The following is a 25,735-nucleotide window of genomic DNA, read 5'->3' on the forward strand; positions in this document are numbered from 1 at the left end:
TATTATCTCCAAATCACTTCTATTTTATTTGATAGAAGTGATTTATCAAACTCCATAGATGCTACACCTAGATTTCCAATATTTATTTCAGTTTCTAAAAAACTTTGAATATAATACTTTCCTTTATACTCTCTATCTATTAAATCATCTATAATTTCATTTATATCTTTTTCATTTAACAAGTCACTATGTAGAGTTGTTCTAGTTTCAAAATCCATAGATGCCTCTATGAGGTAATTAAGTGTTTTTGAAAAGTCATTATATTTATTTGAATGAGTGATTTTAGTAAATTTTTTTTCTGGAGCTTTATAGTCAAGTGCTATAAAATTTAATAGTTTTAGTTCTATAAGTTTTTTTACTTCTACAAAATTAGTACCATTAGTATCTAGCTTAATTTTAAAACCAAGTCTTTTTATCTCTTTACAAAACTCTACTAAATCGTGTGAAGTTGCTTCCCCACCAGATAAAACAACCGCATCTAATAGACCTACTCGTGTTTTTAAAAACTTTAAAATATCATTGTAACTATAATCTCCATGTTTACTAAAAACTATCTCTTTGTTATAACAATAATCACACCTCATATTACAAGAACTAAACCAAACTATGCATGATAGATGATTTTCATAGTCTAGATGCGTGAATTTTGTTAAGTCGTAAATTACTCTAGCATTGAGTAAATTGTTTTCTTTGTCTATGCTCACCTGTTTTTCCTATATTGAAACTCTCAACAGGTCTGTGGTAACCCATAACTCTCGTATAAACTATACATTTTTGTCTTTTATCTTTTAAGTTTACTAATATTTCATTTTTACTCATGATACTTTTTCTTCCTCTTTGTTAAATTTATTTATGATTTCATCATCACACTTTGGACAAAACTCATGTTCCCCAGATATATAACCATGTTTTGGACATACTGAAAACAGAGGTGTCACAGTGATATATGGTAGTCTAAAGTTAGATATAACATTTTTAACTAACTTTCTACATGCCTCAGTTGAGCTTACTTTTTCTTGCATGTATAGATGCAAGACTGTTCCTCCTGTATATTTTGTTTGTAAATCATCTTGAAGGTCTAGTGCTTCAAAGGGGTCAGAAGTTAAATCTACTGGAATTTGTGATGAGTTTGTATAGTAGATATTTTCATCCATTCCTGCTTGAAGGATGCTGTCACCATATCTTTTCTTATCTTCTTTTGCGAACCTGTAAGTTGTTCCTTCGGCTGGTGTTGCTTCAAGGTTATAAAGATTTCCAGATGCTTCTTGAAACTCAACCATTCTATCCCTCATATGGTTTAAAATCTCTGTTGCAAACTTTATACCTTTTTGTGAAGAAATATCGTAAGCATCTGAGGTAAAGTTTCTTATCATCTCATTCATTCCATTTACTCCAATAGTTGAGAAATGGTTGTTAAATCCAGGTAAATATCTTTGAGTGTAAGGAAATAAACCTCTGTCATACATCTCTTGAATAAAAACGCGTTTTTTCTCTAAAGTATTTTTAGCATGATTCATAAGTTGATCAATTCTAATCATAAGAGCTTCTTTATCGCCTTTATATAAAAATCCAAGTCTTGCCATATTTAGAGTAACAACGCCTATACTTCCTGTCATCTCAGCACTTCCAAAAAGTCCACCACCGCGTTTTAGTAACTCTCTTAAATCAAGTTGCAAACGACAACACATACTTCTAACATGCCCAGGTTTATATGCTTCTTCATTCTCTACCAATTTTCCATTTTCATCTTTTTGTATTGAGAACCGATGAAGTTTTGAAAGTAAGAAGAACCAACTTTTGCTGTATTTTCAAAAAGTAAGTCTGTGTTTTCTCCATACCAGTCAAAATCCTCTGTGATATTTACCGTAGGGATAGGAAAGGTAAATGGCTGACCTGTTTTGTCACCCTCTGTCATAACTTCATAGTAAGCTTTATTTATTAGGTTCATCTCTTTTTGAAAGTATTTGTATGTCATATCTCCCAAAGAGTCACAACCTCTTTGTTTTGCTTCACTCTCAAGCTCACTATCAAGTAGGTTTTTAAATAGATGCAGAGTCTTTGATGTCGGGATTTGGTCTTTTAAATCATCAGGAACACTCCAGTCGATAGTTATGTTTGTGAAAGGAGATTGTCCCCATCTAGCAGGAACATTTAGGTTATACACAAAACTACGAATTGCTTTTTTTACTTCTAAAAATGGAAGCTTATCTTTAAAAACATAAGGAGCTAAATATGTGTCAAACGATGAAAATGCTTGAGCACCTGCCCATTCGCTTTGTAGTATGCCCAAAAAGTTTGCCATCTGTCCTAATGCCTCACGAAAATGTCTAGGTGAGTCACTTTCAACTCTACCTCTAACCCCGTTAAAGCCTTCATCTAAAAGAACTCTTAAACTCCACCCAGCGCAGTAACCTGTTAAACAGTCTAAATCATGGATATGATAATCGCCATCTCTATGAGCGTGACCTTCTTCTTTTGAGTAAATTTTATCTAACCAATAGTTTGCTATAACTTTTCCTGCTGTGTTGTTTACAAGTCCAGCATTTGAGTAACCTGTGTTTGAGTTTGCTTTGATTCTCCAGTCAGTTCCATTTATATACTCTTCTATGGTTTGAGTTGAGTTTATGTAGGTTGTATCTTCATCAAGAAGGTTATCTCTTTGCATTTTATGCATATGTCTGTATAGTATAAAAGAACGCATAACATCAAAGTAACGCCCTTTATATAGTTCTTTTTCAATAGCATCTTGAATATCTTCTACTGCCACAACACGCTTATTTTTAAGTCTATCTAAAACATTAAAAAATATAACACTATCATAGGTTGTTCGTTCACTTTTAAAAGCTTTCTTTATTGCGTCTTCAATTTTAAAAGACAAAAATTCTTTATGTGTTCCATCTCTTTTTAAAATATTTTCAACCATTGATATTCCTCTTTAAATTATTAGGAGAAGTTTATAAAAAGATGAGTTAAAGAGTGATAATAAGTTTTGTCACTTATGTGTCATTTATAAGTATATATTTAATCAAATTATATATTTTTTCTACTTTTGGATTGACTTTTCAGTATAGATTTAGCGATAAATAAAGTGTATAATATCGGATGAATAAAAAAATAGATAAAATATTAAAAACATGGCATGAACATTTTAGTGATGAAGAAAAGCAATACTCTGAGTTTGAAAGTTCAGATATTGAGTATTTTGTAGGTTGTTTACTTTACAATCACTTTGCATTTACAGCATCTCTTGATACGATGAAGACTATTGACTTGTCGTATGATTTTTTATCAGAGTGTGGCGATGAATATGATGATGTTCTCTTACAAATCAAAAGTATAGAGTTAAAAGATGAAAGAGAAAGATTAGACTTTTTATTAAATTTTTTAGATGAAGTTATGCAAAAATACAGCGATGATGAACTTTACCTACTCAAGCGTTTAAAATATCATGTTGATGGTGTAAATCAAAGATATAAAAGTAAAATAGAATCAGAAAAAGTAGCATTTGAGGCACCTAAACCTCGCTCATCAAATCCTCTTTTGAGATAATATGAAAAAGTACCTTATAACTTCAAGAGAATTTTACACAGATACTCCAGCAATTTTTCGTAATATTTTACATGAACAATTTAGAGAGCATCTACCTAATTACGCTCTTTACAGAGATAAATCAAATCCAAACTATGATATTCAAGCGGCTCACTTTGTAGAAGTTTGTATGCAGTTTGAAAATATAAAAAGTTTTATACATCAAAATATAGATCTAGCTAAAGAGTTAAATGCTTCAGGTGTGCATCTAACCTCTTCGCAGTTTGATAAAATCAAATCTGCAAAAGAGTTAGGTTTAGAAGTCATCATTAGTACACATACTCACGAAGAAGTTATAAAAGCAAAAGATTTAGGTGCAGATGCTGTTACATATAGCCCGATTTTCAGTTCTCCAAACAAAGGTGAGCCAAAAGGAATAGATGACTTAAAAGTATTAATAGCTAGGTGCAATATAAAGATTTTTGCTCTTGGTGGTATAGTTTCATCAGAACAAATCAAAGAAGTCCAAGATGCAAAAGCTTATGGTTTTGCATCTATACGATATTTTTATTAAAGATGATTTTTTTAAGTTTAAAAGGTATATAATAGAAGTAACCAAAATAAAAAAGGATATAGAAAATGGCAAAAGATAAAGAAAAAAAATCTCAGTAAAAAAAGCAGAGAAAAAGTTACTTAAAAAGAAAGAGGCTAAAAAAGCTAAAAAGAAAAAAGCAGCAAAAAAAGCGGAGAAAAAGAAAGTTGAAAAAAAATTAGCTAAAAAGCAAAAAGCAAAGAAAATTTCTAAAAAGAAAAAAGCGACAAGAAAAGAAGCTAAAAAATCTTCAAAGTAGTTTACCTGCAAGGAAACCGCTAGAAAATGACCATTGGAGGTTATAGCCTCCACATGGTCCATCTAAATTCATAACTTCACCACAAAAGTATAAACCATTTATAAGTTTACTTTGCATTGTTTTAGGATTTATCTCTTTTAGAGTTATTCCACCTCTTGTAATCATTGCCATTTTAAAACCATCATGTCCTGTAATTGTCAACGGCATCCAAGCCAAATAATTTATAAGTTTTGCTTTTGATTTTCCAACAACTGCTTTTAGAGTAGAATTTGCATCTATATCACATAATAAACATAACTCTTGTGCAAGAGCGTTTGGAAGTAGGGTAGAGATAAGTTGGACAACTGTTGCATCTACTCGTTTTAAGGATTCTTCTTTTAAATGTTGATTTATCTGTTCTTCATTCTTACCTTTTGTTAGATTTAACAGTATAGGTACTTCTTTATACTTGCTAAGAAGAGGTGTAATCTCTCTTGCAAAGTCTAAAACGACAGGACCGCGTATGCCTGTCTTTGTAAAAATCAGATCACCTTTTGCTCGTAGTTTTTTATGCTTTTTCATATCAACTCTAAGTTCTACTTTTGCAATAGTATCAGCACGGCAATTTTTTACCCAATCTTCTTTAGTTTTTAGTGGCATCATTGCGGGGTGAAGCTCAGTTATTGTGTGTTTAAGTCTAGACGCTAAAGAGTAACCATCTCCCTCGGCCCCTAAAGTGGGGTAACCTAAACCACCCGTAGATATGATGACATTTGGTGCTAAAAAAGTATGAGTTGAAGTTTTTACACCTTGGATATTTTTGTCATTATGAATAATTTTCTCAACTCTTTGTGAAGTTAAAACTTCAATATTTAGTTTTAGCATTTCTTCTTTTAAAGCTGAAATAATTGTAGCAGAACTATGAGAAGTTGGGAAAATACGAAATCCATCAGGAGCATGAGTATCAACACCAATCTCTTTAAAAAAATTTACTAAATCATTGTGATTGAAATCTTTTAAGGCATCTTGCATAAAGCGTCCATCTCTACCAAAACGACTCATAAAATCTTCATTTGCTAGAGTATTTGTAAGGTTGCATCTACCTCCACCAGTAGCTTTTAGTTTTGCACCGATTCCAGAGAGTTTTTCAAGTAAAAGAACACTTTTTTTATCTCTGGCTGCTTTTATAGATGCTACCATCCCAGCAGCTCCAGCACCGATAACTATAAGGTCATACTCATTTTTTTTCATAGGTGTATTATATCTCGATTTTAGTATAATTAGATTATGAAAAATATGATAATGATTTTATTTACTATGCTTATGTTTAGTGGATGTGTAACAAGTTCTTTGAAATTAGGTAAAGATGAAAAACTCATTTTAAAATACAGCTCTTCTGATATTATTTTAACAAATAAAGTAATCCAAAGTAAGTTCTTAAATTTTAAAGACCTTTTTGTAACTATATATAAACTTCAAAACGAACAAAATCGAATTCTTTTTTATGAAGAAGCTCAAACAGAAACAAATTTTGAGTTTCAATATGGTGGTTTATATACTGTTATGTATATTTTTGATAATAGAGTTAAATATGAAGAAGTGTATGGAAGAAATAACTTAAGACTTGTGCAACTTAGACTAAAAGATAAGAGTTATCTAAATATTATGATTCAAGCGAGTGATACACAGAACTATTCATTTACTTATGGTTTTTCAAATGAAGAATTTATGAAAATAGCCAAGAAAATCAAAGTTAAAGAAGATGATAAACTTTTAAAGCTAGAACGAGAGGGTGTTGTTTTTACAAATGAGTCAGAAGCACTTAGTAATTGGAATGATACGCTAGTCTTTTTTACTCCTTTAATCACTCCTCTTCGTGGTGTTTATGGGCGTTGAAAACATCTTTTAGAACTAGGAAAAAATGTTATAAGTGTTATAGACCACAAAGCTCTTGTATGTGTGAATTTGTGCAAAGTATAAAAACAAAAACAAAATTTGTCATTCTTATGCATCCAAAAGAATTTAAAAAAGTTAAAAATGGTACGGGGCATCTGACACATCTTTCATTACAAAACTCAGAGTTATTTATTGGAATTGACTTTACTCATCACAGACGCGTAAATGAGATTATAAAAGATTACGATAGCTTTATCCTTTATCCTTCAAAAGAGGCTATAAACTTATCTAAAGAGGGCTTAAATGTTAAAAAAGAGATGGCAATTTTTATAATAGACTCTACTTGGTCTTGTTCTGTAAAAATGTTTAGAGATTCTAAGAATTTAAATAACTTAAAGCATATTAGTTTTGATAGTACAAAATTATCGCAGTTTAAAATCAAAGAACAACCTGCTGAGTATTGCCTCTCAACTATTGAGTCAACACTTAGTATTTTAGAGATGCTAAATAAGTGGCATCTAGAAGGTACAAAAGAAGAAGATTTGGCAAATTTTTTAGACCCATTTCATAAAATGGTAGCCTATCAACAAGAAATTGCTCAAGATTCTCTAAAAAATTCACTAAGATATAGGGTAAATAAATCAATATCTGAAAGATAACAAAAAAAATAAAATTAATTTATAGATTTTTAATAAATAAAAGTGTAATATACAATATACATAAAAGACATGGAGAAATGAATGAAAAAAATTATTTTAGCACTGGCTGTGAGTTCCGTATTTGCTTTTGCAAGTGAAACTACTGTTAACGCAACGATGAGTTTAATGACACAAGGTATGAATCAAGTGCAAAATGGATTTTTATATAGCGATAAAAAAACAATCGCTGAGGGAATTAAAACAATAGAAAGTGCAAATTCTATTTTTACAAAAGTTGATGTATCTACTTTTATTAAAAATAATTCTAAGATACAAGTTACTAAAAATATTAACAAGCACTTAACTGCAGACTTAAAAGCATTTAAAAAAGCTGTAAAATCTGAAAATTATACAGATGCTACAAAACAATATGGAAAAGTTTTAGCAAATTGTATTGCTTGTCATAAAATAATAAGAGGCTGGTAAGCTCCTTACTTATTAAAAATTATAGAGCCAAGTCTAACCATGTTAGACCCACACTCTATCGCTAACTCAAAATCTCCACTCATACCCATAGAACAAATACTTGCACCATCTAATGACTTATATATTTCGTAAGTTGTATCAAAACTTTTTTTAATAACTTCTTTATTATCGCTATGCGCACCTATACTCATAACACCTTTTAAATTTATATTTGGACAATTTGTAACAATCTGTTCATAAATATTTTTTGCATCTTCTGGCATTACTCCATATTTAGATTCTTCTTTTGCAGAATTTATTTGAAGTAGGGCATCTAGAGTTTTATCTTTTGCAAGAAGTTTTTTTTGAAGTTCGTTTGCAAGTTCTAAAGAGTCTAGCGCATGAAAAAGGGAAGGATTAATATCTAGTAAATTATTTATTTTATTTTTTTGCAGATTACCAACAAAATGCCACTCTAGTGGTAACTCATCTAAGTCTTTAATTTTTAATTTTAAATCTTGAACTTTATTTTCTCCAAAAGCTCTCTGTCCGATTTGATAAAGTTTTTGGATATCTTGTGAGTTAGAGTATTTGCTAATAGCTACTATTTTAACTATATGATAATCACTAACTTTCAGCCTAGCAGCCTCAACGCGTCTTATAACTTTATCTATATATATTTTATATTGTTCATTATTCATTTTAAGGTCTTTATATGGATTTTAATTTATGGGCATGATTTTATCAGAATAATAATAAAATTAAATAATAAATCTATTAACACCATTTATATATTCATACTTAAGTGTGAGTTCATTAGCATCTAAGATATGTTTTACTATATACAGTCCCAGTCCAAAGCTCTGGTTTGAACTTATGTTGTCTGCTTTAAAAAATGCTTCAAAATACTCATCTAAAGGATAAGTCAGTTGCTTTCCTTTGTTTTCAAAAACTATGGAAGAGTTTTCTGTTTTTATAGTTACTTGCTTGTTGCTTGAATATTTTATACCATTATCCATCAGATTTTTAACCGCGATACTAAAGAGTTTAAAATCAACTTTTAGAGTTATCTCTTGAAACTCTTTGTTTATATTTTCTTCATTGCTCATAAGTAAATCGCTTGCATTGTCAATAATGTCAGATAAAAGATACTCTTTTTTTTCTATTTTTTCTTTTGTAGATATAAGCTCTTCTATTGAAGCAAACTCATTTATCAAGGATTCTAGTCTATAAAAAACTTTTTGCATACTCTCTTGATTTTCATCTGTACTTGGAAGCTGTGTCAAAAACTGTCCTTTAGCAATGGGTGTTTTAAGTTCATGCATAATATTACGGATAAATACATTCCTAGATTCTTTAAGAGCTTTTAATTTTTTTGCTGATTTATAAAATTCATTTGCTAGTTGTGAAATCTCATCTTTTTTTGTAGTTGAACATCGTATGTCAAAATCTTCATCACCTATGTTTTTCACACTTTCTTTTAATCTTTTTAGTGGCTTTAATTTTCGTATAGTGTTAAAATATAAAAGGCTAAAAGCAAAAAGTATAGATATAAATAAAAAAATTATAATTGTTTTGAAGTTATCAGGTTTATAACTATCTAAAAGTAAAATATCAGTTCTATAATTCTTCATATAAAGATAGTTTTTAGAATTAAGTTCAAAACTGCTTAGTTGATTGTTTCTTCTCTTTTTCTTCCATTTTATGTACTTGTTATTATTTTCTAAGATTTTATATTTATTTTTTACAATTTTAAAATCTCTAAGTTTAAGATATTCTTTTAAATCTTTTGTAATAATTCCTTCTCTTCGCATCTCATTTTTTATATTATGTACGATATCAAAAGCTCTTTTTTTATTAAATCGTTCTTCTCTTTTTTGACTTCCTTTATATAAAATACCAAAGCTGATAATAATGAAGACAAAAAGAGCGATAAAAGTAATGGTAATTGAGAAAAATATTGAACTTTTATTCATTCTACTAACTTGTAACCCATTCCTCTGACCGTGAGAAGATAGTGAGGTTTTTTTGGATTTTCTTCTATTTTGGATCTGATTCTATTTATGAGAACTGCTATACTTCCTCCCGTTCCATCAGAGTCAGCTTCCATGCTCTCTAAAATATCATATCTTGAGATTATAGAGGCTTTATTTTCACAAAGAAGAGAAAAAATCTGATATTCGGCAAAGGTTAACTCTAGAGGAATTGTATTTTTAGTAATCTCCTTTTTCTCTTTGTTCAAATGAAAAATTTCTGTATTTAGTTTATTTGTAGATTCTAAACTTTTGTTGAAGCGTCTAAGTATAGTTTTTATGCGTACTTCTAACTCTCTAGGGTCATAAGGTTTTGGTAGGTAGTCATCAGCACCAAGTTCTAAAGCAATAACCTTATCGGTAATATCACTTCTTGCACTTGATATGATGATGGGAATATCATGTTTTTCAACTAACTCTTTACAGACCTCTAAACCATCCATACCAGGTAATGTTAAGTCCAAAATAACTAAGTCGTATGTGCTTAAGTTAATGGCACTCAGAGCTAAAAAAGGATCTTCATAGTTTGTGATAGAAATATTAAATTGACTAAGATATTGAATTAGTATTTGAGCAAACTCTGCATCATCTTCAATCATTAAAATATTTATCACTACTTTCCCTTTTAATTATTTTTATCTATACTTAGTTTCTAGATTTTTGCATTATATAATTTTTTTTCATTATATCTCGCATATCTAACATCGTTTTAAAGTCTTTTTTCTGAGAACTATTTAGAACATTGTACACTTTTTCTATTGTATCTGCTCTGCGTTCAACCTTATTGTTTCGTTTTTGATTTGCAAGTTTTATAAATTTTTCTTTGTTAAAACTAGTATCACTAAATGCTGTTTTAGGGTTTGGCATACTTTTCATGTTATCTTTTATGATGCTTCTTATTTGAGTTCTTTGTTTATCACTCAAGTCAAGTTTCATAAACATCTTGACTAAACCATGTCCTCTGTTATGACGCATACCTTGCTTCATCATCTTATGTTGTTTACAAGTATAGCCATTTCCTTGTTTCATATTTGATTGTGGAGAAAATGCTAAAAGTGATGACGCTAAAAGTACTGAAGTACCTAAACCTATAATTATTGTTTTGTTCATAATGAACTCCTTATGTTTGATAATAAAAGTATAAGCTACTAGATTTAATGAAGTGTTAATTTAAGTTTAATGGAATATTAACGGTTGTGGATATATAGTAATGTTTAAAAGTTATATTTTTTTGTAATAAATGTATTAATTTTTTCTTCATTTTTTGTACTTAATAAAATTTTTATATCTTCTTCGTTAAAATTATAAACTCCAAAATCTTTCAGATAATTTTTTCCTAAGCCAAAATAACCAGAAGCATAGTGTTTACTTTTATTTTCAATATATTTCCAAGCTATATTTGACATTAACAACTTTTGTAAAATTTTTAAATCTTCATTCTTCTTCGAATAAGCTGCCATTCCATTATAAAAATATAAATTTTCATCACTATTTAAAACAGCTTTAAATCCTTCTTTTACTAGCTGTGGAAAGAACAGTTTATGTTTTACTTTCTCGAGGGATTGTGTTCTACCAAATGCATACCAAACTGGATATTTTCCATTCCCTTTATCTCTAGTAGACAATAGTTCTCTTTTTGTAAGTAAATATTCATAAGCTTTAGGAAATTGTTTTTTTAAATTGTCTTCATTAATTATAGTAGCTTGATTATTTTCATCATGAGTGTATGGAAAAATTACTTTTTCTTTCAAGTTTTTAATATCTGTTTGTGTATTAAATTGATTAGAATTAATCACTTCTTTACATATTTCTTGTTCAATGGGTGTACAATCTTTCATATAAAAATATTTTTCATCTTCGTCAATTGATTTAAATATATACACATGATTCTTTAATGTAGCTATACCACTCTTTGTATTATATAGCTCTCCAAATGCTGTACCAATTGATTCTATAGTATTTATAAATTTAGTATTTTTTAAACTCCATCCTTTATGTGCATCTAATGTTGAATAAGCATCTTTATTAAATTTTATCAAATCAATATCTATTAAAGTTGCTTCTTTCGAGTGAGTATAAGACACAAAATCTGATTCTCTCTTTTCAAGGAAACAAATGCATGTATAAGTCATTCTGGATTTAAAAATTTGTTCATCTTTAAAATCTATTATTTTTAGTAGTACTTTCTTTTCTGTAAAATATTCTCTTATAGCTCTACCATTCACGCTATGCATAAATGTGTTTACAGTTATAAACCCTAAAATTCCATTATCTGTGAGTAACTTATATCCAATCTGAAAAAATGGAATATACAAATCAGGGTGACCAGTTTTACATGTACTCCATTTTTGCATAAGTTCTTTAGTTCTATCATCCATGTTTCTTGAACATACATACGGTGGATTTCCTAATATCAAGTCAAAACCATTATTCCTATTAATCTGTTTATCTTCTTTTAGCCAGTCGAATTCTAATGTATCTGCTGTATATAAATTAAACTTAAACTCTTTTTCATCCTCACCCTGAGTAATTGCTAATAAAGTAAGTAATATTTTTGTTCTCTCTACACTATATTTTTGAATGTCAATTCCAAAAATATTTTCTTTATATATATTTTTAAAAGATTTATTTGTTCTTTTTTTCACTTCTAATGATGCATCAATTAAAAATCCACCACAACCACAAGCAATATCAGCTATTTTAATTTTTTCTATTTTATTTCTTTTTAATTCACTAAATGATTGTTCAGTAATATATTTTCTAATATTTTGAGGTGTGTATATTGCTCCATTTACTAATTTTTCTGATGGAGAGATGACGAACTCAAAAAGTTCTAGTAGTTCTTCAAAACATAATTTTTGATTCTCATTTTGTAAAATCTCATTAAAATCTTTTAATAACTTATACTCATGAGTATTTTTAAAGATAATTAAATTATTTATTTTTTCATTAATAACTATGGAAATATTCTTGTGTTTTAAAAATGAAGTTACTAAAAGCCTATTGACAATTTTAATGTCTATACTCTTATTTAAAAAATTTAAAATATTTTTATTCAATTATATTTCTGTATGAAAAAGATTAGTATATTTATTAATCTTCTTTTGTATCTTTTTAAATTCTCGTAAGATGATTAATTCTTTTTCATGTCCTTCACCTAATCTAACTATTTCACTATCAATTTCAATACTTTGTTTTTGTAACTTCTCTATCATCCATAATAGTTCATGTCGTTTTAAATGAAAATTCAAATTTGTATGAATATATTTTCCTTGCTCCGTTTTAGATATTAGTTGACCCTTAGTATTACGAGCTAAATGATTGTCAAATTCACTTTCACAAGGGTCTAGAAATCCTTGTGTATCTTTCCACTTATTAGATTTTGCTCTATTGCAAAATGGGCAGGAATACACTAAATTTGAATATTCTTCTTTTAAAGTATTAAATTTTTTTATTGAATGTGGTTTAAAATGGTCAATCTGATAACCTCTAACTCCACCATGAAAAAAATCTAAATCATCACAATAGCCACATCTTCTATTAAAGTCTTCTCTAATGTATGGCTTAAAAGATGTATAACTAGCATATGTTTTATCACAAGTTCTATTTGGTTTTTGTTGTTGAATATTCATTAATTTAACTTTTGAAGTTCTTCAAGCAGCTTATCTGTACTATCAATCATTTTATGAAGTTCATCTAAATTTTTTGTACCTTTTAAATGTTCAGGTATTGCAGACTTTTGACTTGTAGATTTTTCTATAAAGCTATCTAATTCTAATAGTCTTGCCTCTTCTGGGGCATTTAAAGGTTCTTTATTTGATTTCTCTATAAGTTCTAAAAGTTCTGCTTGTGAATTTTCAATTCTTTTCTTGTAATGTATAATTTGATGTTCTACTGTATCTAAAAAATTAGCTTTTGCATTAGTTTTTTCTTCACTACCATGTAATATATCCTTAATATAAATAATGTTAACATCTTGACTTGTTTTTATAGCATCATCATCATATGATGTTAAAACAAAACAAGGAAATTTATCTTTATTTTCTAAAATCATTTCTGTTAAATCAACACCAGTATATGGAACATTATAATCTATATCATTTTTATATTCATTTAGCATGTAATCTGAAATAATAGCATCTGGATTTTCTTCAAATATTTTTATATACATCTCTTCTAGTGTTTTTTCAGGTAATAAATATTTAATTTTAAATTGACCACTATTATCTTTTTCTTCAAAATAATCTAAAAAATCTTCAATATCTTCTTGATGCTCATCAATATAAAGTATTTTATACATTACATTCTCCTTATGAATTATTTTTTTTGAATGATAGTCTAATTCCAAAACCACCATTTGTTGGGTATAACAAATTTACTGTTCCATTATTGTCTTTTACAATTGATTGAATTAACCACATACCAAGTCCTGTACCTTCTTCATCACCTGTATGTTTATTGACATTTGTAGTAAACATTGGTTCAAAGATTTCATCATGATTTGTAATATCTTTCGATAAACCTGTTCCATTATCATAGTATTCAATTACTATTTCTTTTGGTGAGTCTTTAATATCAATTTGGATTTCTCTATTTCTATCAATTGTTGAATTATTAAAGGCATCAATAGAGTTAACCAAAAGATTATTAAAAATACTATCTACATCAATTTCAAATATTTTCATTGATGCTTGTTCAATATTATCAATTTTTAAATTAATTGCCCTATTATTGAGTACTGTTTGCCATTCCTCTTTAAAAATATTAAAGTAGCTTTTAAATTTAAGTTGCTTCATTTTTCTTTTATCTTTTCTAGCAACTCCTAATGAGAAATGTAACCAGTTTTGAAGTTTCAAATCTTGCTTTTTCATTCTTTCTAATAAATAGTAAGGGTTTTTTCTATTTTCTATATTCTTATAATCTTCTTCTTGGATTTTTTCACTTATCAATTTTTTTAACTTATCTATTCTCGAATTTAAATTTTGTGATATTTTACTCAAATCATGACTAAAAGAGGCTATAACTATACCACTACTTGCCATACCGCGTAAAAGCTTTTGCTCATCTTTTAAGTTCTCAATTTCTTCTTCTTTGTCTTCTAGTCTTTTCGACAAAACAACCTTATCAGAATCTCCAATATTTCCCTCATTTAAAAGGGCTTTATTATATTGTTTATTTTTTCTATTTTCTTCTAGAATTTTTTTTGCTAATTCATCAGCATATTTTTTTTCTTTTTCATTAGTATTTGTTCGTTCATGAAATGATCTCATCTCTTTAGCAATATAAGCTCTATCCTCTTCAAATATAGATAATATTTTTAAAATTATTTTTTGAAAAACTTGAAAAGTCTTATTATCCTGCAATCCTTCTCTACTTGATTTATCTTGAAAATCTACATTACCTAGTCTTGTAATGCTAATTGCTCCTGCAATATTATTTGCTTTTACTTTCCAGCTACCACTTGTATGTGCAACTGGTGCAGGACTTTTGGCTTGTCTATTTCCTAAACCAAGCCAATCAAAAGAACTATCATTAATTTCACCATAAGGTCGAACTCTAAAGTCATCTCTAAAAAGTTTAATTCCACCAAATTTATTTAACCAATATTTTCTGTTATGAATAGTAAATGTTTTATAATAAAATGTTTCAACATCTTTTTTTTCATATCCTCTTTTCATGAAGTAAAAAGTAACTTCAAAACTGCCTATTTTAGAAAAAGTATTATCTGTGTCTTTTTTAGCAAAACCTTTAATAAGTTGACTGTAAGTTTTTTCTATCTCCCAATACCCTTTTTCAAAAATTTCTTTTTCATATTGAGGTAAAGTTGAATTTATACTATTAAAAAAATCTGGGTTTATTCTAGCAATATCATATTCGTTTCTATATATTTTAATATTTACATTTTGATTTTTATCTGCTTTTGCAACTATTTTATAGTCGTAATCATCACAAATTGAACCTATGATTTCACCATATTTATTTTTTTCACTTTCATTAAACAAAAATAGTCTAAAAGTACTATTCTCTTTTGGTGGAATGAGAACTTCTAAATCATTAAAAACTTGTTCCACATAAAAATCATCCCAATTATCTCTAAGACCTGAAATTTTTAATACTGTCCCATATTCAAAAGAAAACTCATTTAGTATTTTTTCAACACTTTTATTATCAATTTCATCTAGAATATATTTTTTTAGGTCTACTTCTTTTTCTCCAATAAGATTCGCTTCAACTTCACCTATTGTTTTAAAAGCACCTTCAAAATCTCTCCAATCAACTTCCCAGAAATAAGCTATATTTTCACTTACTTTTCCATCTTCATAAATATCTTTATGAACAGAAGGATTAAACTTAGTTAGCATTTCACATTTATCACCAAGTTTATCTAGTGCAAAGCGACCTATACCTTTTGCTCCAGCTTTTACCCTACCAGTTTCTGTAAATATATCATTTGCTTTATTATCTGTACCGATAGTCATCCAATGGTCTATTATTATTTGTTCTGTCATCCCTTCACCAGAATCAATAATAAATAATTCATCTTTTTCTTTGTTGAAGTATATTAGTGAGATAGGACTATCAGCATCATAAGAATTTTTAACAAGTTCAATTATAGCACCTTTAGATGATGCTATATTTTCACGACCTATTAGTCGTGCTGTTCTTGCTGATACTTTAAAAGGTATTTTTGCCATCTATGCTTCTTTGTTTTAATTATTTAGATTATATCTAACTTAATTTATAAATTTACTTTTGTAACTAAAAATATTCATTTATCATTTATCAATTATTACTTGTATGTTTTGCTGATTATATGTGAAAATTGGTCTTAATAATGTAAATATATTAACCCATCAATCTATTAATATCATTAAAAAGACCTAAGCCCATTAGTGAAAAAAGTATTACCCAGCCTGCTATTGTTAGTTTTATGATGACTGATTCACTTGCTTCTCGTCTAAAGATAAATTCATAAAGATTAAACATTATGTGCCCGCCATCTAGTGCGGGGATAGGTAGCAGGTTTAATACACCTAAGTTTACAGATATTAAAGCTGCGAAAAACAGAACACTCATCCATCCTTGTGCAGTAGCATCTGAGGTAAGTTTTACTATGCTTATGACACCGCCTAACTCTTTTGCTGGAACTTCTCCAACTATGAGTTTTTTAAGTCCTGTAAATATCATAGTAGATGCAAAAATAGTTTGCTCTGTTGCGTAAGATAGTGTGTCAGATGGAGATAGTTCAAGCTTATGAAATACTCCTGCACTAGCGATGCCAATCATCTTCTTTTGTATAACTTCATTAAACATATTTGTAGTTTCTCGTATGCTAGGAGTAAGTGTTTTAAACTCTATATAGCCACCTCTTTGTATTTCTATGTTTAAACTTCCATCCGAATCACTGATGATTTTTGCCATCTCTTTCCATGCAATAATTTTTACTCCATCTATGGACTTTATGATGTCATCTGTTTGCAAGCCAGCTTTAAAAGCAGGGGAGTCTTTAACAACTTCACCAATTACAGGAGATAAAATATTTGGACCACCAAGAGCGATACCGAAGTATAAGAAAAATGCTAAAACAAAGTTAGCAGCAGGACCCGCTAAAAGTATAAATATTTTTTGCATAGGTGTTTTTACATTGTAACTATCAGCATCTAGGCTTTTTTTGGTTGGGTCAGAATCATCTTGACCTTTCATGCGAACATACCCACCAAGTGGAACAGCAGAGATGCTCCACTCTGTATCCCACTTTCTAAATGTAAATAGTCTTTTTCCAAAGCCTATACTAAAAACTTCAACAGTAACACCCATAAATTTTGCCGCTGCATAGTGACCTAATTCGTGAAAAAATATAAGTCCTGAAAGGACTAAAATAGATACTAAGATACTCATTTGTTCTCATCTTTTAAGATAGCTTTTTTAAATCCCCAAAGATACTCAAATCCAGAATAAAGAGTTAAAAATACAGCAAACCAAAGAAGTTCACTAGCAAATGGCCAATGCATTAGTAAAAATCCTATGGCAATCATTTGTGCAACGGTTTTAACTTTTCCAGCCCATGAAGCTTTTACTTCTAGACCTTCGCTTACTGCTACTGTTCTTATCCCTGTTATAAATAATTCTCTAACTATAATGATATATATTGCCCAAGCAGAGGCAGCACCTGTCATCATAAGACCTAAAAAAGCTGCAAGAGTTAGCATCTTGTCTGCAAGTGGGTCAAGTATTGCACCCATCATTGTCATTTGATTCCATTCTCGTGCTATGAAACCATCGAAAAAGTCAGTTGCAGATGCAAGAACAAACAAAAGAGTTGCAAAGTAGTAGTTCCATGAGATATGAAATCCATTATCTGTAAAAATTTGTGGATTTAAAATTACCCAGAACATCAACGGTGCTAAAAGTATGCGAAGCGATGCTAGAGCGTTTGGGAGGTTTAGCAAAAAAAGTCCTTAAATTTATAATTATGTGATTTTATCTTTTTTTAGCTTATCAATGGTTTATTTTTCTATTTAAAGCTTTTTCAACAGATGCTATTTTAGTTTTTAGTCTATTTTTTGTGTTTTTACGAATATCAAACTTTAGTGAAGAATACACTCTTTCGCAGTCACTTAGTTGCTCATAAGCAAGCTCTATTATAGATAATGCTTCTTTCATTGTGTCAGTCTCAACAACAGTTCCCATAGGCGTTAATTGGTAAGATACACCTGATTTGTCTATGGCATCTATTATTTTGCTAACTTGTGCAGAAACAGAAGAACCATCTCTACATTCATCTGAAGTTGGAAACATACTGAACTCTAGTAAAACACTTAACATATGCCTATCCTTGGGACTTTAAAAGTCAATTTATTTTTCTTTTGTTGTTTTTGATACACAAAAATGATACAAGGATTATATCTTATCATGGTAAAATACTTACTAAGAAAAAATACTACTTACTGGTACAGACGAAAAATTAATAATCATGGCGAGATAGTTTTTTCCCTAAAGACTAAAAACCATGATATAGCCCTACTTCGGCACTCATACATTGATTACAAAATTAATCAACTTATATATAAAGGAAGCTTTAGCACTATGACAGTTTTAGAAATTAGACAGATAATAGCAAAATACAAAACTTACATGATTGAAGAAGAGTATAACGATTTTGAAGATATGAGAGATAAAGACCTATCCATAACTCTTAATGACAAGTTTTACGGTGGTCATACTCGTGAAGCACTTGATTATGCTATCAATCGTTACAAAACGATACATGAACAAAATAATCTCGAACTTGTCAAACAAGAGACAGATAAGATTTTAAAAAGAAGTAATCTACAAGAGGATTTAGAAAAGTTATTAACAGATAAAGATAAAACTATTTTTCACTGGGAGTTATTTAAAGCTGAGTGGGATTTATTGCACCAATCTTATGAGTCTCAAAAAGAGGTTGTACAAACAACTGATAATCCTCTTCCCACTCAAGATATAGGTATGATACTCCAATATCAACAAATGCAAAAAAATTATGAGAAGCAAGTAAACGAAGTTAATATAATTAGAATATCGGAACTTGTAGACAAGTATATTAGTGAAAAAAATAATGTTAATGATTGGAGTGATAAAAACAAAAGAGATATTATCTATGTACTAGGTCATTTATCTAGTTATTTTGACGATAGAGACATTAAAAAATTAAGCAGAGAAGATTTTGTTCAATTTAGGGAAAAAGTTTTAAGGTTTTTACCAAGCACTTCAACTTTATTGATTTTAAGAGGTAAATCTACAAAAGAGATTATTCTAATAGTAAAGAATAAGCAACTAGAAACTTTAGGAAAAGTCACAATAAACAAGCACCTAAGAAGAATACACCAAGTTTTTGAGTGGGCTTACAATAATGATTATATAAATAAAAACCTAACTAAAGATTTATCATTTAAAGAGTCTAAAAAAGCCAAAAAACAAAAAACGGCTAAAATCCCCTATACTAATGAAGAGCTAAAACTACTTTTTGAGCAAAGCCCATGGTACACAACAGAAATAAGTAAGACTTTAAAGAATAATCCCGAACATGTTTTTATCCCTCTCCTATGTCTCTTCACTGGTGCAAAACCTACAGAACTTGCAATGCTTCAAGTATCTGATATAAAAACTAAAGAGGGAGTTATAGGGATAGAGTTTAACGACCATGTAAAAAATCACTATAACCTAAGATTTACTCCCCTTTCTAAAACCCTCTTAGATATAGGCTTTTTAAACTTTGTAAAATACCAAAAAAAGCTCAAACACAAACAACTATTTCCAGCTATCAAAATGTATAAAGGAGGTGGAACTAACTTTACAAATGACTATACTATATATAATAGAGAATTTGTTAGTAAAGAGAAAGATAAAACATTTTACTCACTTAGACACCTAGTCAACCAAACATTAAAGAATAAATTAGTACATATCTATATTATCAATGATATAACTGGACATAGTGACGGATATGGAAATAAAGATATTTCAGTTTATGGAGACGAGTTTATGCCAAATGAGATTTTAAGAAATACTATAAATGAGTGTTTAGTTTATGATTTGGATTTTTCAGGACTGAGAAAGTCTATTAATACACTATATTAATAGCTCAGTTCTTTGTATTTTTGGTAGAGTTACAAATTTCTCTAGTTTTAGTAATAAAATAATTTCTTGATTTTTCTTTATTATAAAAGCTATGGTTGTTTAACCTGTTTTTAGTAATATTTTTAGCACTTGTATAATCTGCATTTTTCAATATAGCTATCATAAACTCTTCTAATTTAATTTTCTCTTTATTTACTTCCTTACAATATGTATTATCAATTTTATCATATAAATTATCTATAGAATAATAGTAATAATATCCCCCTTTTGATTCATTTATAGCAAGTACTGTATTATTTTTATCTGTGGTAACTACTCTTGGATAAAATGTACTTTGAAAATAGTCTATAATAACTGGGTCGTTAAATTGAATACTTTTTGCATTCAATTTAAATAAACTATAAGAAGATAAAAATGTAAATATTAAACCGTAACCAATTAATGAAAGATACACCTTTAATACTTTGGTATTGTCATTTTTATATGAATGCTTTGGAGCCATTAAAGGTACTAAAGCTAATATTGCCAATAATGGAATAATTAATATTGTTCCACCTACTGTAGTGTAATTTTTAATTGAAACAAGCAAGTTATATTCAGAAATACTATCAAGAGGAATACCCATAGTTCTTAATACTAATGTGTAGTAAACAACCAAATATAAAACCAAAAATATAATGATTTTATAAAAATTATTTTTAAGAAAAGCATATGAGTCATAAATTAAATCAAAAATTCTAGAAAAAAATCCTTTAGTAAAAATATTTTCAACATTAGTTTCTAATGATTTGTTTAAATTATATTGAATAAGTAAAAATATTTCTGTAGAGTTCTTAAGTGCATAATGTTTTGTTTCTATTACAAAGAAATCTATGTTATGGTTATAATATAAATTGAAGTGAACCAGTTGTTTATTGATTCTTTCAAGGATATTATAGGTTGAAAACTTCTTTATTATATAGTCAATTGGATTGTGTTTAAAATTAAAAAATACTTTATCTTCTCCTACTAGAATAATTTCTTTATTCTTATTTCTAACATAAGAAAAAATATGGTAATTATTTGTTGTATCTATTTTTAACTTTTTTAATAATAATTCTTCATTATTATCCTCTTTGGCTATGTGTCTAAGTTCTTCTATTGAGAGACTTATTTTAAAAGTTTGGTACCTATTTAACTTCTTTTCTAAATCTTCTGTAGTCATGTCTACATGCACCTTTATTAATAATTATATTTTAGTTTTTTCTTACTTTTCAACTTTACAAAACTCTTCAATAGGGACATTAAATACTTTTGATAACTTGTATAAATGTTCTATACTAAAATGCTTTTTATTTTTACAAGCTTCTGCACTTCCTAAAAAAGAGCCTGAACGAAACCCTAAATCTAAACTCAAATCCATAAGACTCTGATTATTAGCTAGTCGTAATCTTTTTACATTTTTTGCAATTACTGCATGAAACTCTTCTATCTCTTCTTCTGTAATATTACTAAAATATTTTGCCATTTGGTGTTCCACCTATAGGTTTTATTTAAGTTTAATAATATTTAATATACACTCTCATAGTGAAACACCTATAGGTGCGGCTCCTAAAGGTAAATCACAATTAATAGGAATGTATATGTATAAAATAATAATATCTATTGCAATACTAAGTATATCTTTTACAGTAGCACATGCAAATTGGATAGGTGCTTTAAAGCCCGATAAAAAGGTAGGTAGTGTTTCTTTATCAGTAGGTCAAGTAACTATAGAGAGTGAAACAAACCCTTTATATAGCTTAGACTTTGGAGGAAATTACTATTACGATAACGGAATTCTACTAGGTGCTACTTTTGGTTTAGGCTATACAGAAAATCCTAATAGCTTGATAGATAATAAAAATATCTTTGAACTCAACGGTAAATTCAAACTTGGCTACTCATTTGGAAAAATGGCAAGAGGTTTAGCTTTATATGGCTTAACTGATTTTTCATATCTCATGTATAACCGTTTGGACTCTCACTTAAAGGATAAAACAAGCTCTGCACAAGGCATTGGCTTTGGTGGTGCTATAGAGTATCGTTTTAGCAACGATTGGTTATTAAGTGCTTCATATACAACGACAAATATGACACACGATAGTGGTGCTAATTTTGATTATAACAAAGCACTGTTTGGTGTTGGATATACATTTTAAATTTAAAGGAAAAAAATGAAAAACATATTACTAAAAAGTTCAATAATGGTTGCAACACTTGTTGCTTTAACTGGGTGTGGTGCTTCTCCAAAACCACAACTTATACAAACGAATGATACTCAGTCAATTCAACAGAAATATAACTATGTTGACAACTTACAAGATACACAAATAAGTAAAGAGGATATTATCTCTTCTATATACAGAAATATGCACGACAGTAGCTCTTTTAGAGATTTAACTAAAAAAAGATTTAACTCAGATTGTAGTGATTACTACGGTAAGGATATGAAAATAATCAATAATAATATAGAAATTAATTATTATCGTGGGCGAAGCTGTAGATATGAGAAAGGCTTTAAAGACGAAAATGGAATAGTAACTTATTTTACACTTACAGTACCTATAAAAATAACTGGAGCTAATAACAACTACGATTTAGTTGCTACTTTTCCTAAAAATTACACATATAGACAAGCAACTATGTTAGGTATCAAAAAGCAAAAACCCGTAGCTTCTCCTAGCTCATTATTAGCTGATACTAAAAAAATGTTTAGTAAAATATCTAAGCCTTTAACATTTTCAAGCTATATGGAAGTAAACGGCGATATTAATACAAAGTATTCTGACTCTTCAATTTATGCCAATTTTGAAAGAAAACTAAATAAATACACTTGGAATAATGGCTATAAAAATGAGAACTCTACAATCGTTAAGAAAAATGCATTTGCTTTAGAATACAAAGATAAAAGATACCCACTAACTGTAAAAGTATATCCTTATAAAAATGGTTCAAAAGTCACATATACAATAGGAGTAAATTACCTTTTAAATCCTAATGGCACTTCTAGCTTGAATACTCAAGATATTGAAGCAATGAAAACTATGATTTCAAAAATCATTAATGACTAAGTAGCTATATGACACGGTCTCTCTACTCATGTGCAACATGTAGAGAGACCGTGTCACACGAATAAGTACATTTTTTCGACACAATTCACAAAAATTTCCCTATTTTATGCACTTTATCCTCCTCCCCAAAAAAATCATTTTCACCTCAAAATACTCTCAAAATAATACAAGCTTATTTTTTCTCTTTAAATTTTCATTTAGTACTATTTAATTGAATTATCTTTATATAACATAACTAAGTTTTTTTACGGTGTGAGTATGTTCAATTATCATTTAACTATTTTTCTACACTTTTAAAATCCCGTTGGAGTCTGACGAACTCCTATGCACAAACTACACCCACTTATTATTTATTAACCTTTTTTGTAGTGCATATACTGGTGGACTTCCTCCAATTCCTAGATTTACTTAGCCTTAAAAGTTTTCGCCGATTATCTTAAAAAAATCGTAAGTTTTAAAAATTCAGTCGGGACACAATAATTAATTTTTGCTAAGTTGATTATTTATGTGAGACGGGAATATAAAAAGTGTTAGTAACACTATAAGTGTTCAATCTTTTAGATTAATTTTCAAATAAAAATGAAAGAGGTATTACAATGTTTACGGAACAAAAATTAATCACTTATGCGAATTTGCTAGGTCTAACCGTCGAAGAGTTAAACTCTTTTATGAAGAGATATAAAAACTATCTTCTCTCAAAAGAAGAAATTACAAAAAATGTACTTATAAATGGTCTCTTCATATTAGAGGAAATTACTACTGACAAGTGGGCAGAAGAAGCAAATAAAAAGACTTATAAGAGTAAGAACTTAATTATTCATAAATATATGGACGAGATAATAGAACTCTATAAGCAAGGCATGGGAACGATTAAACTATCCTCTTATTTATATATCACTCATAGGGTGAAAATCTCAAGGTCTTCATTAGATATATTTATTTCTAGTAACAATATAAAGAGGTCTTAATTATGGCTAATTTACGAGGTGGAAATTATAGCAAACAAATTAAAAGTGCCTTTTTAAAAATTGAGGCTTTCGGGGTTGGTCGGCATGGTAAAGATAGCCATAAAACACATAGTGGAGGTTTAGCAAAAAAGAGAGAGGAGTTTTTAAGTTCGTATAAGTCTTTCGCTGAAAATATGGGCTTCACAGATAAACTCAATAAAACTATGACACCTCAAAATATAAATAGTTATTTAAACTCAAGAATTGAGGGTCTTTCCTTGAAATCTCAAATTAATTATGTAAGAGGCTGGTCTTCAATGGTTCAAGGACTCAGTGAAGCGAATATCACTCTAGGAGTTGATAAAAGCTACTTTGATACAAAAGTACAAGAGATTAAATCTTTAGTTCCTGCACCTGCTATAAGAACGAATAGAGCTATAAAAAATGTAAATGCAGTGATAGAGAAATTATATGAAAAAAATTACACCTCTGGAGTCTTAGCCGAAGTACAATATAAACTAGGTCTAAGGGTTGCAGAAGCTTATAAAATCATTCAAGAGCCAAACAAATATATAACGAATAATTTAGTTGAAGATTTAAGAGGAAAAGCCAATCGCTTATATGCACCTAAAGAAATTTCTAATAGCTTAGTAGCCAAAATTGAAGCAGTACAAAATATTCCTCATGCAAACACCTATCGAAATCATATTTCAAAAGTTACAAATAGAGAGTACACTCCCCATAGTTTGAGGTTTACCCACACCTTAGATACTTATAAACAAGGTGTAAAAGACAATACACCATATAAGCAACTTATGAAGACTATCACAGAAAATCTCGGACATTCTAGACCTAGCATGAGCCAGTTCTACTTAAAGAGAGCCTAAGCACTCTTTCTAAGCTTTACAAAACTATAAAGTGCAGATTTAGAACCTACTCCGATATTATTCACAATTTTTTGATAGCTTAATCCAAGTTCTAAAAGTTCATATATTTTAGCTTTGTGTGGCTCAAATTGAGTATTCTTACTTATTGAGCCTTTTTTCTTTCCAAGTAATCTACCCTCGGCTCTTGCTTTCTCTAACCCTGCCTTTGTTCTCTCAGAAATAAAATCTCTCTCCATTTGTGCGAATGCACTCAACAGAGTTAAATACATAGTCGTGAGAGGGTCTGATTTGTTGGGGTCAATTATAATCTTATCTCGTAATATATTGAGTGTTACAGATTTTTCTTTTAATGTTTCGATAATTCCTAAAACCTCTTTAGTATTTCTTCCAAGTCTATCCAACTTGCTTATATATAAATAATCTCCATGATTTAACTTTTCTAAAAGTTTGTCTATGTCTCGTTCTTTTTTAGTTTTACGAGTTGAAGATACAACCTCGTAAATTTCTTCAAATTGGAATTTATTAGTGTGAGCATATTCTAATAAAAAATGTGTTTGTTTAGATACTTCTTGTGATTGTGTGCTTACTCTACAGTAGCCATAATATTTGATTTTTTGCATGATAATTACCTCGTTTTAATTTAATACCTTAATTTTATCTTAATTAAATCATTTAATGTTATTTATTCCATAGGTCTTCTTATTGCAGAATAGACGGACTTTGACGGTCGTCTAAATTAGCTCACAGGATTTTTTCCATTTTATATATTAAACTTTTCTTAAATTAAAATAAATTTAAG

The 25,735-nt window shown here is 29.0% G+C and carries 27 protein-coding genes and 1 pseudogene; 10 read left to right on the forward strand and 18 right to left on the reverse strand.

Annotated features, from left to right (window positions below):
• Window positions 1-2: 2 nt before the first annotated feature.
• From MOV50_RS11780 to MOV50_RS11790, 3 genes and pseudogenes are all read right to left on the reverse strand, one after another.
• Window positions 3-704 carry an anaerobic ribonucleoside-triphosphate reductase activating protein gene (locus MOV50_RS11780; RefSeq protein ID WP_321778098.1) on the reverse strand — a complete coding sequence of 234 codons (702 nt, stop codon included), beginning with the start codon at window positions 702-704 and terminating at the stop codon, window positions 3-5.
• On the reverse strand, window positions 667-819 hold the full coding sequence (gene nrdD / locus MOV50_RS11785) for an anaerobic ribonucleoside-triphosphate reductase (RefSeq protein WP_321778099.1): 153 nt from the start codon (window positions 817-819) through the stop codon (window positions 667-669). Before nrdD ends, MOV50_RS11780 begins: the two co-directional genes overlap by 38 nt.
• A pseudogene (locus MOV50_RS11790) lies at window positions 816-2,923 on the reverse strand (ribonucleoside triphosphate reductase). Before MOV50_RS11790 ends, nrdD begins: the two are co-directional and overlap by 4 nt.
• A gap of 179 nt (window positions 2,924-3,102) precedes the next feature.
• On the opposite strand from MOV50_RS11790, the gene MOV50_RS11795 reads away from it, so the two are divergent.
• Window positions 3,103-3,549 (forward strand): hypothetical protein, encoded by a 447-nt coding sequence (locus MOV50_RS11795; protein ID WP_321778100.1) that lies wholly within the window; start codon window positions 3,103-3,105, stop codon window positions 3,547-3,549.
• A 1-nt stretch (window position 3,550) separates the two neighbouring features.
• The gene (locus MOV50_RS11800) at window positions 3,551-4,102 is read left to right on the forward strand and encodes a thiamine phosphate synthase (RefSeq protein WP_321778101.1); all 552 of its coding nucleotides are present in this window, start codon (window positions 3,551-3,553) and stop codon (window positions 4,100-4,102) included.
• A gap of 268 nt (window positions 4,103-4,370) precedes the next feature.
• Here MOV50_RS11800 and MOV50_RS11805 read toward each other — a convergent pair whose 3' ends face one another.
• Window positions 4,371-5,609: an NAD(P)/FAD-dependent oxidoreductase gene (locus tag MOV50_RS11805; RefSeq protein ID WP_321778102.1), complete on the reverse strand. Its 1,239-nt coding sequence runs from the start codon at window positions 5,607-5,609 to the stop codon at window positions 4,371-4,373.
• A gap of 36 nt (window positions 5,610-5,645) precedes the next feature.
• Between MOV50_RS11805 and MOV50_RS11810 the strand changes: the two genes are divergently transcribed.
• The 3 genes from MOV50_RS11810 to MOV50_RS11820 all read left to right on the forward strand — a co-directional run bounded on the left by MOV50_RS11810 (window position 5,646) and on the right by MOV50_RS11820 (window position 7,378).
• Window positions 5,646-6,254, forward strand: a complete 609-nt coding sequence (locus tag MOV50_RS11810) for a hypothetical protein (protein WP_321778103.1) — start codon at window positions 5,646-5,648, stop codon at window positions 6,252-6,254.
• On the forward strand, window positions 6,251-6,913 hold the full coding sequence (locus tag MOV50_RS11815) for a tRNA-uridine aminocarboxypropyltransferase (RefSeq protein ID WP_321778104.1): 663 nt from the start codon (window positions 6,251-6,253) through the stop codon (window positions 6,911-6,913). Before MOV50_RS11810 ends, MOV50_RS11815 begins: the two co-directional genes overlap by 4 nt.
• An 81-nt stretch (window positions 6,914-6,994) precedes the next feature.
• Window positions 6,995-7,378, forward strand: a complete 384-nt coding sequence (locus tag MOV50_RS11820) for a cytochrome C (RefSeq protein WP_321778105.1) — start codon at window positions 6,995-6,997, stop codon at window positions 7,376-7,378.
• A gap of 5 nt (window positions 7,379-7,383) precedes the next feature.
• On the opposite strand, the gene MOV50_RS11825 is transcribed toward MOV50_RS11820, so the two are convergent.
• The 11 genes from MOV50_RS11825 to MOV50_RS11875 all read right to left on the reverse strand — a co-directional run bounded on the left by MOV50_RS11825 (window position 7,384) and on the right by MOV50_RS11875 (window position 18,216).
• Complete coding sequence (locus tag MOV50_RS11825) at window positions 7,384-8,058, reverse strand: YggS family pyridoxal phosphate-dependent enzyme (RefSeq protein WP_321778106.1); 675 nt, start codon at window positions 8,056-8,058, stop codon at window positions 7,384-7,386.
• 60 nt (window positions 8,059-8,118) lie between these two features.
• Complete coding sequence (locus tag MOV50_RS11830; RefSeq protein WP_321778107.1) at window positions 8,119-9,333, reverse strand: ArsS family sensor histidine kinase; 1,215 nt, start codon at window positions 9,331-9,333, stop codon at window positions 8,119-8,121.
• Entirely contained in the window at window positions 9,330-10,004 is a 675-nt protein-coding gene (locus MOV50_RS11835; RefSeq protein WP_321778108.1) for a response regulator transcription factor, read from the reverse strand. The genes MOV50_RS11830 and MOV50_RS11835 overlap by 4 nt, the downstream gene beginning before the upstream one ends.
• A 31-nt stretch (window positions 10,005-10,035) precedes the next feature.
• Entirely contained in the window at window positions 10,036-10,500 is a 465-nt protein-coding gene (locus tag MOV50_RS11840; RefSeq protein ID WP_321778109.1) for a Spy/CpxP family protein refolding chaperone, read from the reverse strand.
• 104 nt (window positions 10,501-10,604) lie between these two features.
• A complete protein-coding gene (locus tag MOV50_RS11845) occupies window positions 10,605-12,449 on the reverse strand; it encodes a class I SAM-dependent DNA methyltransferase (RefSeq protein WP_321778110.1) in 1,845 nt (614 codons plus the stop codon).
• A complete protein-coding gene (locus MOV50_RS11850) occupies window positions 12,450-13,022 on the reverse strand; it encodes an HNH endonuclease signature motif containing protein (protein WP_321778111.1) in 573 nt (190 codons plus the stop codon).
• The gene (locus MOV50_RS11855) at window positions 13,022-13,690 is read right to left on the reverse strand and encodes a hypothetical protein (RefSeq protein ID WP_321778112.1); all 669 of its coding nucleotides are present in this window, start codon (window positions 13,688-13,690) and stop codon (window positions 13,022-13,024) included. The genes MOV50_RS11850 and MOV50_RS11855 overlap by 1 nt, the downstream gene beginning before the upstream one ends.
• A 10-nt stretch (window positions 13,691-13,700) precedes the next feature.
• On the reverse strand, window positions 13,701-16,085 hold the full coding sequence (locus MOV50_RS11860) for a sensor histidine kinase (protein WP_321778113.1): 2,385 nt from the start codon (window positions 16,083-16,085) through the stop codon (window positions 13,701-13,703).
• A 151-nt stretch (window positions 16,086-16,236) separates the two neighbouring features.
• Window positions 16,237-17,289, reverse strand: coding sequence for an RIP metalloprotease RseP (rseP, locus tag MOV50_RS11865; RefSeq protein ID WP_321778114.1), 1,053 nt, complete (start codon window positions 17,287-17,289; stop codon window positions 16,237-16,239).
• The gene (pgsA, locus tag MOV50_RS11870) at window positions 17,286-17,840 is read right to left on the reverse strand and encodes a CDP-diacylglycerol--glycerol-3-phosphate 3-phosphatidyltransferase (RefSeq protein WP_321778115.1); all 555 of its coding nucleotides are present in this window, start codon (window positions 17,838-17,840) and stop codon (window positions 17,286-17,288) included. The genes rseP and pgsA overlap by 4 nt, the downstream gene beginning before the upstream one ends.
• 49 nt (window positions 17,841-17,889) lie before the next feature.
• Complete coding sequence (locus MOV50_RS11875) at window positions 17,890-18,216, reverse strand: MTH1187 family thiamine-binding protein (RefSeq protein ID WP_321778116.1); 327 nt, start codon at window positions 18,214-18,216, stop codon at window positions 17,890-17,892.
• A gap of 87 nt (window positions 18,217-18,303) precedes the next feature.
• Here MOV50_RS11875 and MOV50_RS11880 point away from each other — a divergent pair, with 87 nt between their 5' ends.
• Window positions 18,304-20,010, forward strand: a complete 1,707-nt coding sequence (locus tag MOV50_RS11880; RefSeq protein ID WP_321778117.1) for a hypothetical protein — start codon at window positions 18,304-18,306, stop codon at window positions 20,008-20,010.
• A 4-nt stretch (window positions 20,011-20,014) separates the two neighbouring features.
• Here the strand turns inward: MOV50_RS11880 and MOV50_RS11885 are convergent, their stop codons facing one another.
• The gene (locus MOV50_RS11885) at window positions 20,015-21,214 is read right to left on the reverse strand and encodes a hypothetical protein (RefSeq protein WP_321778118.1); all 1,200 of its coding nucleotides are present in this window, start codon (window positions 21,212-21,214) and stop codon (window positions 20,015-20,017) included.
• A gap of 42 nt (window positions 21,215-21,256) precedes the next feature.
• The gene (locus MOV50_RS11890) at window positions 21,257-21,517 is read right to left on the reverse strand and encodes an XRE family transcriptional regulator (protein WP_321778119.1); all 261 of its coding nucleotides are present in this window, start codon (window positions 21,515-21,517) and stop codon (window positions 21,257-21,259) included.
• A gap of 115 nt (window positions 21,518-21,632) precedes the next feature.
• On the opposite strand from MOV50_RS11890, the gene MOV50_RS11895 reads away from it, so the two are divergent.
• The 4 genes from MOV50_RS11895 (at window position 21,633) to MOV50_RS11910 (ending at window position 24,936) form a co-directional block, all read left to right on the forward strand.
• A complete protein-coding gene (locus MOV50_RS11895; protein WP_321778120.1) occupies window positions 21,633-22,190 on the forward strand; it encodes an outer membrane beta-barrel protein in 558 nt (185 codons plus the stop codon).
• Between the two features lie 15 nt (window positions 22,191-22,205).
• On the forward strand, window positions 22,206-23,102 hold the full coding sequence (locus MOV50_RS11900; protein WP_321778121.1) for a hypothetical protein: 897 nt from the start codon (window positions 22,206-22,208) through the stop codon (window positions 23,100-23,102).
• 596 nt (window positions 23,103-23,698) lie between these two features.
• Window positions 23,699-24,070, forward strand: coding sequence for a hypothetical protein (locus MOV50_RS11905; RefSeq protein ID WP_321778122.1), 372 nt, complete (start codon window positions 23,699-23,701; stop codon window positions 24,068-24,070).
• Between the two features lie 2 nt (window positions 24,071-24,072).
• Entirely contained in the window at window positions 24,073-24,936 is an 864-nt protein-coding gene (locus MOV50_RS11910; RefSeq protein WP_321778123.1) for a hypothetical protein, read from the forward strand.
• Here the strand turns inward: MOV50_RS11910 and MOV50_RS11915 are convergent.
• The gene (locus MOV50_RS11915; protein WP_321778124.1) at window positions 24,933-25,556 is read right to left on the reverse strand and encodes a recombinase family protein; all 624 of its coding nucleotides are present in this window, start codon (window positions 25,554-25,556) and stop codon (window positions 24,933-24,935) included. The two genes, MOV50_RS11910 and MOV50_RS11915, sit on opposite strands and share 4 nt — an antisense overlap.
• Window positions 25,557-25,735 lie beyond the last annotated feature (179 nt).

The organism is Sulfurimonas sp. (genome assembly GCF_029027585.1).
GTDB lineage: Bacteria > Campylobacterota > Campylobacteria > Campylobacterales > Sulfurimonadaceae > Sulfurimonas.

What these genes read in the sequence shown, in the direction of transcription:
- rseP (WP_321778114.1), bottom strand. Translation starts at nt 17,289, where the DNA reads ATGAGTATCTTAGTATCTATTTTAGTCCTTTCAGGACTTATATTTTTT.
- MOV50_RS11855 (WP_321778112.1), bottom strand. Translation starts at nt 13,690, where the DNA reads ATGTATAAAATACTTTATATTGATGAGCATCAAGAAGATATTGAAGAT.
- MOV50_RS11830 (WP_321778107.1), bottom strand. Translation starts at nt 9,333, where the DNA reads ATGAATAAAAGTTCAATATTTTTCTCAATTACCATTACTTTTATCGCT.
- MOV50_RS11890 (WP_321778119.1), bottom strand. Translation starts at nt 21,517, where the DNA reads ATGGCAAAATATTTTAGTAATATTACAGAAGAAGAGATAGAAGAGTTT.
- MOV50_RS11795 (WP_321778100.1), top strand. Translation starts at nt 3,103, where the DNA reads ATGAATAAAAAAATAGATAAAATATTAAAAACATGGCATGAACATTTT.
- MOV50_RS11905 (WP_321778122.1), top strand. Translation starts at nt 23,699, where the DNA reads ATGTTTACGGAACAAAAATTAATCACTTATGCGAATTTGCTAGGTCTA.
- MOV50_RS11895 (WP_321778120.1), top strand. Translation starts at nt 21,633, where the DNA reads ATGTATAAAATAATAATATCTATTGCAATACTAAGTATATCTTTTACA.
- MOV50_RS11900 (WP_321778121.1), top strand. Translation starts at nt 22,206, where the DNA reads ATGAAAAACATATTACTAAAAAGTTCAATAATGGTTGCAACACTTGTT.
- MOV50_RS11840 (WP_321778109.1), bottom strand. Translation starts at nt 10,500, where the DNA reads ATGAACAAAACAATAATTATAGGTTTAGGTACTTCAGTACTTTTAGCG.
- MOV50_RS11885 (WP_321778118.1), bottom strand. Translation starts at nt 21,214, where the DNA reads ATGACTACAGAAGATTTAGAAAAGAAGTTAAATAGGTACCAAACTTTT.
- MOV50_RS11875 (WP_321778116.1), bottom strand. Translation starts at nt 18,216, where the DNA reads ATGTTAAGTGTTTTACTAGAGTTCAGTATGTTTCCAACTTCAGATGAA.
- MOV50_RS11910 (WP_321778123.1), top strand. Translation starts at nt 24,073, where the DNA reads ATGGCTAATTTACGAGGTGGAAATTATAGCAAACAAATTAAAAGTGCC.
- MOV50_RS11860 (WP_321778113.1), bottom strand. Translation starts at nt 16,085, where the DNA reads ATGGCAAAAATACCTTTTAAAGTATCAGCAAGAACAGCACGACTAATA.
- MOV50_RS11880 (WP_321778117.1), top strand. Translation starts at nt 18,304, where the DNA reads ATGGTAAAATACTTACTAAGAAAAAATACTACTTACTGGTACAGACGA.
- MOV50_RS11825 (WP_321778106.1), bottom strand. Translation starts at nt 8,058, where the DNA reads ATGAATAATGAACAATATAAAATATATATAGATAAAGTTATAAGACGC.
- MOV50_RS11850 (WP_321778111.1), bottom strand. Translation starts at nt 13,022, where the DNA reads ATGAATATTCAACAACAAAAACCAAATAGAACTTGTGATAAAACATAT.
- MOV50_RS11915 (WP_321778124.1), bottom strand. Translation starts at nt 25,556, where the DNA reads ATGCAAAAAATCAAATATTATGGCTACTGTAGAGTAAGCACACAATCA.
- nrdD (WP_321778099.1), bottom strand. Translation starts at nt 819, where the DNA reads ATGAGTAAAAATGAAATATTAGTAAACTTAAAAGATAAAAGACAAAAA.
- MOV50_RS11805 (WP_321778102.1), bottom strand. Translation starts at nt 5,609, where the DNA reads ATGAAAAAAAATGAGTATGACCTTATAGTTATCGGTGCTGGAGCTGCT.
- MOV50_RS11810 (WP_321778103.1), top strand. Translation starts at nt 5,646, where the DNA reads ATGAAAAATATGATAATGATTTTATTTACTATGCTTATGTTTAGTGGA.
- MOV50_RS11800 (WP_321778101.1), top strand. Translation starts at nt 3,551, where the DNA reads ATGAAAAAGTACCTTATAACTTCAAGAGAATTTTACACAGATACTCCA.
- MOV50_RS11820 (WP_321778105.1), top strand. Translation starts at nt 6,995, where the DNA reads ATGAAAAAAATTATTTTAGCACTGGCTGTGAGTTCCGTATTTGCTTTT.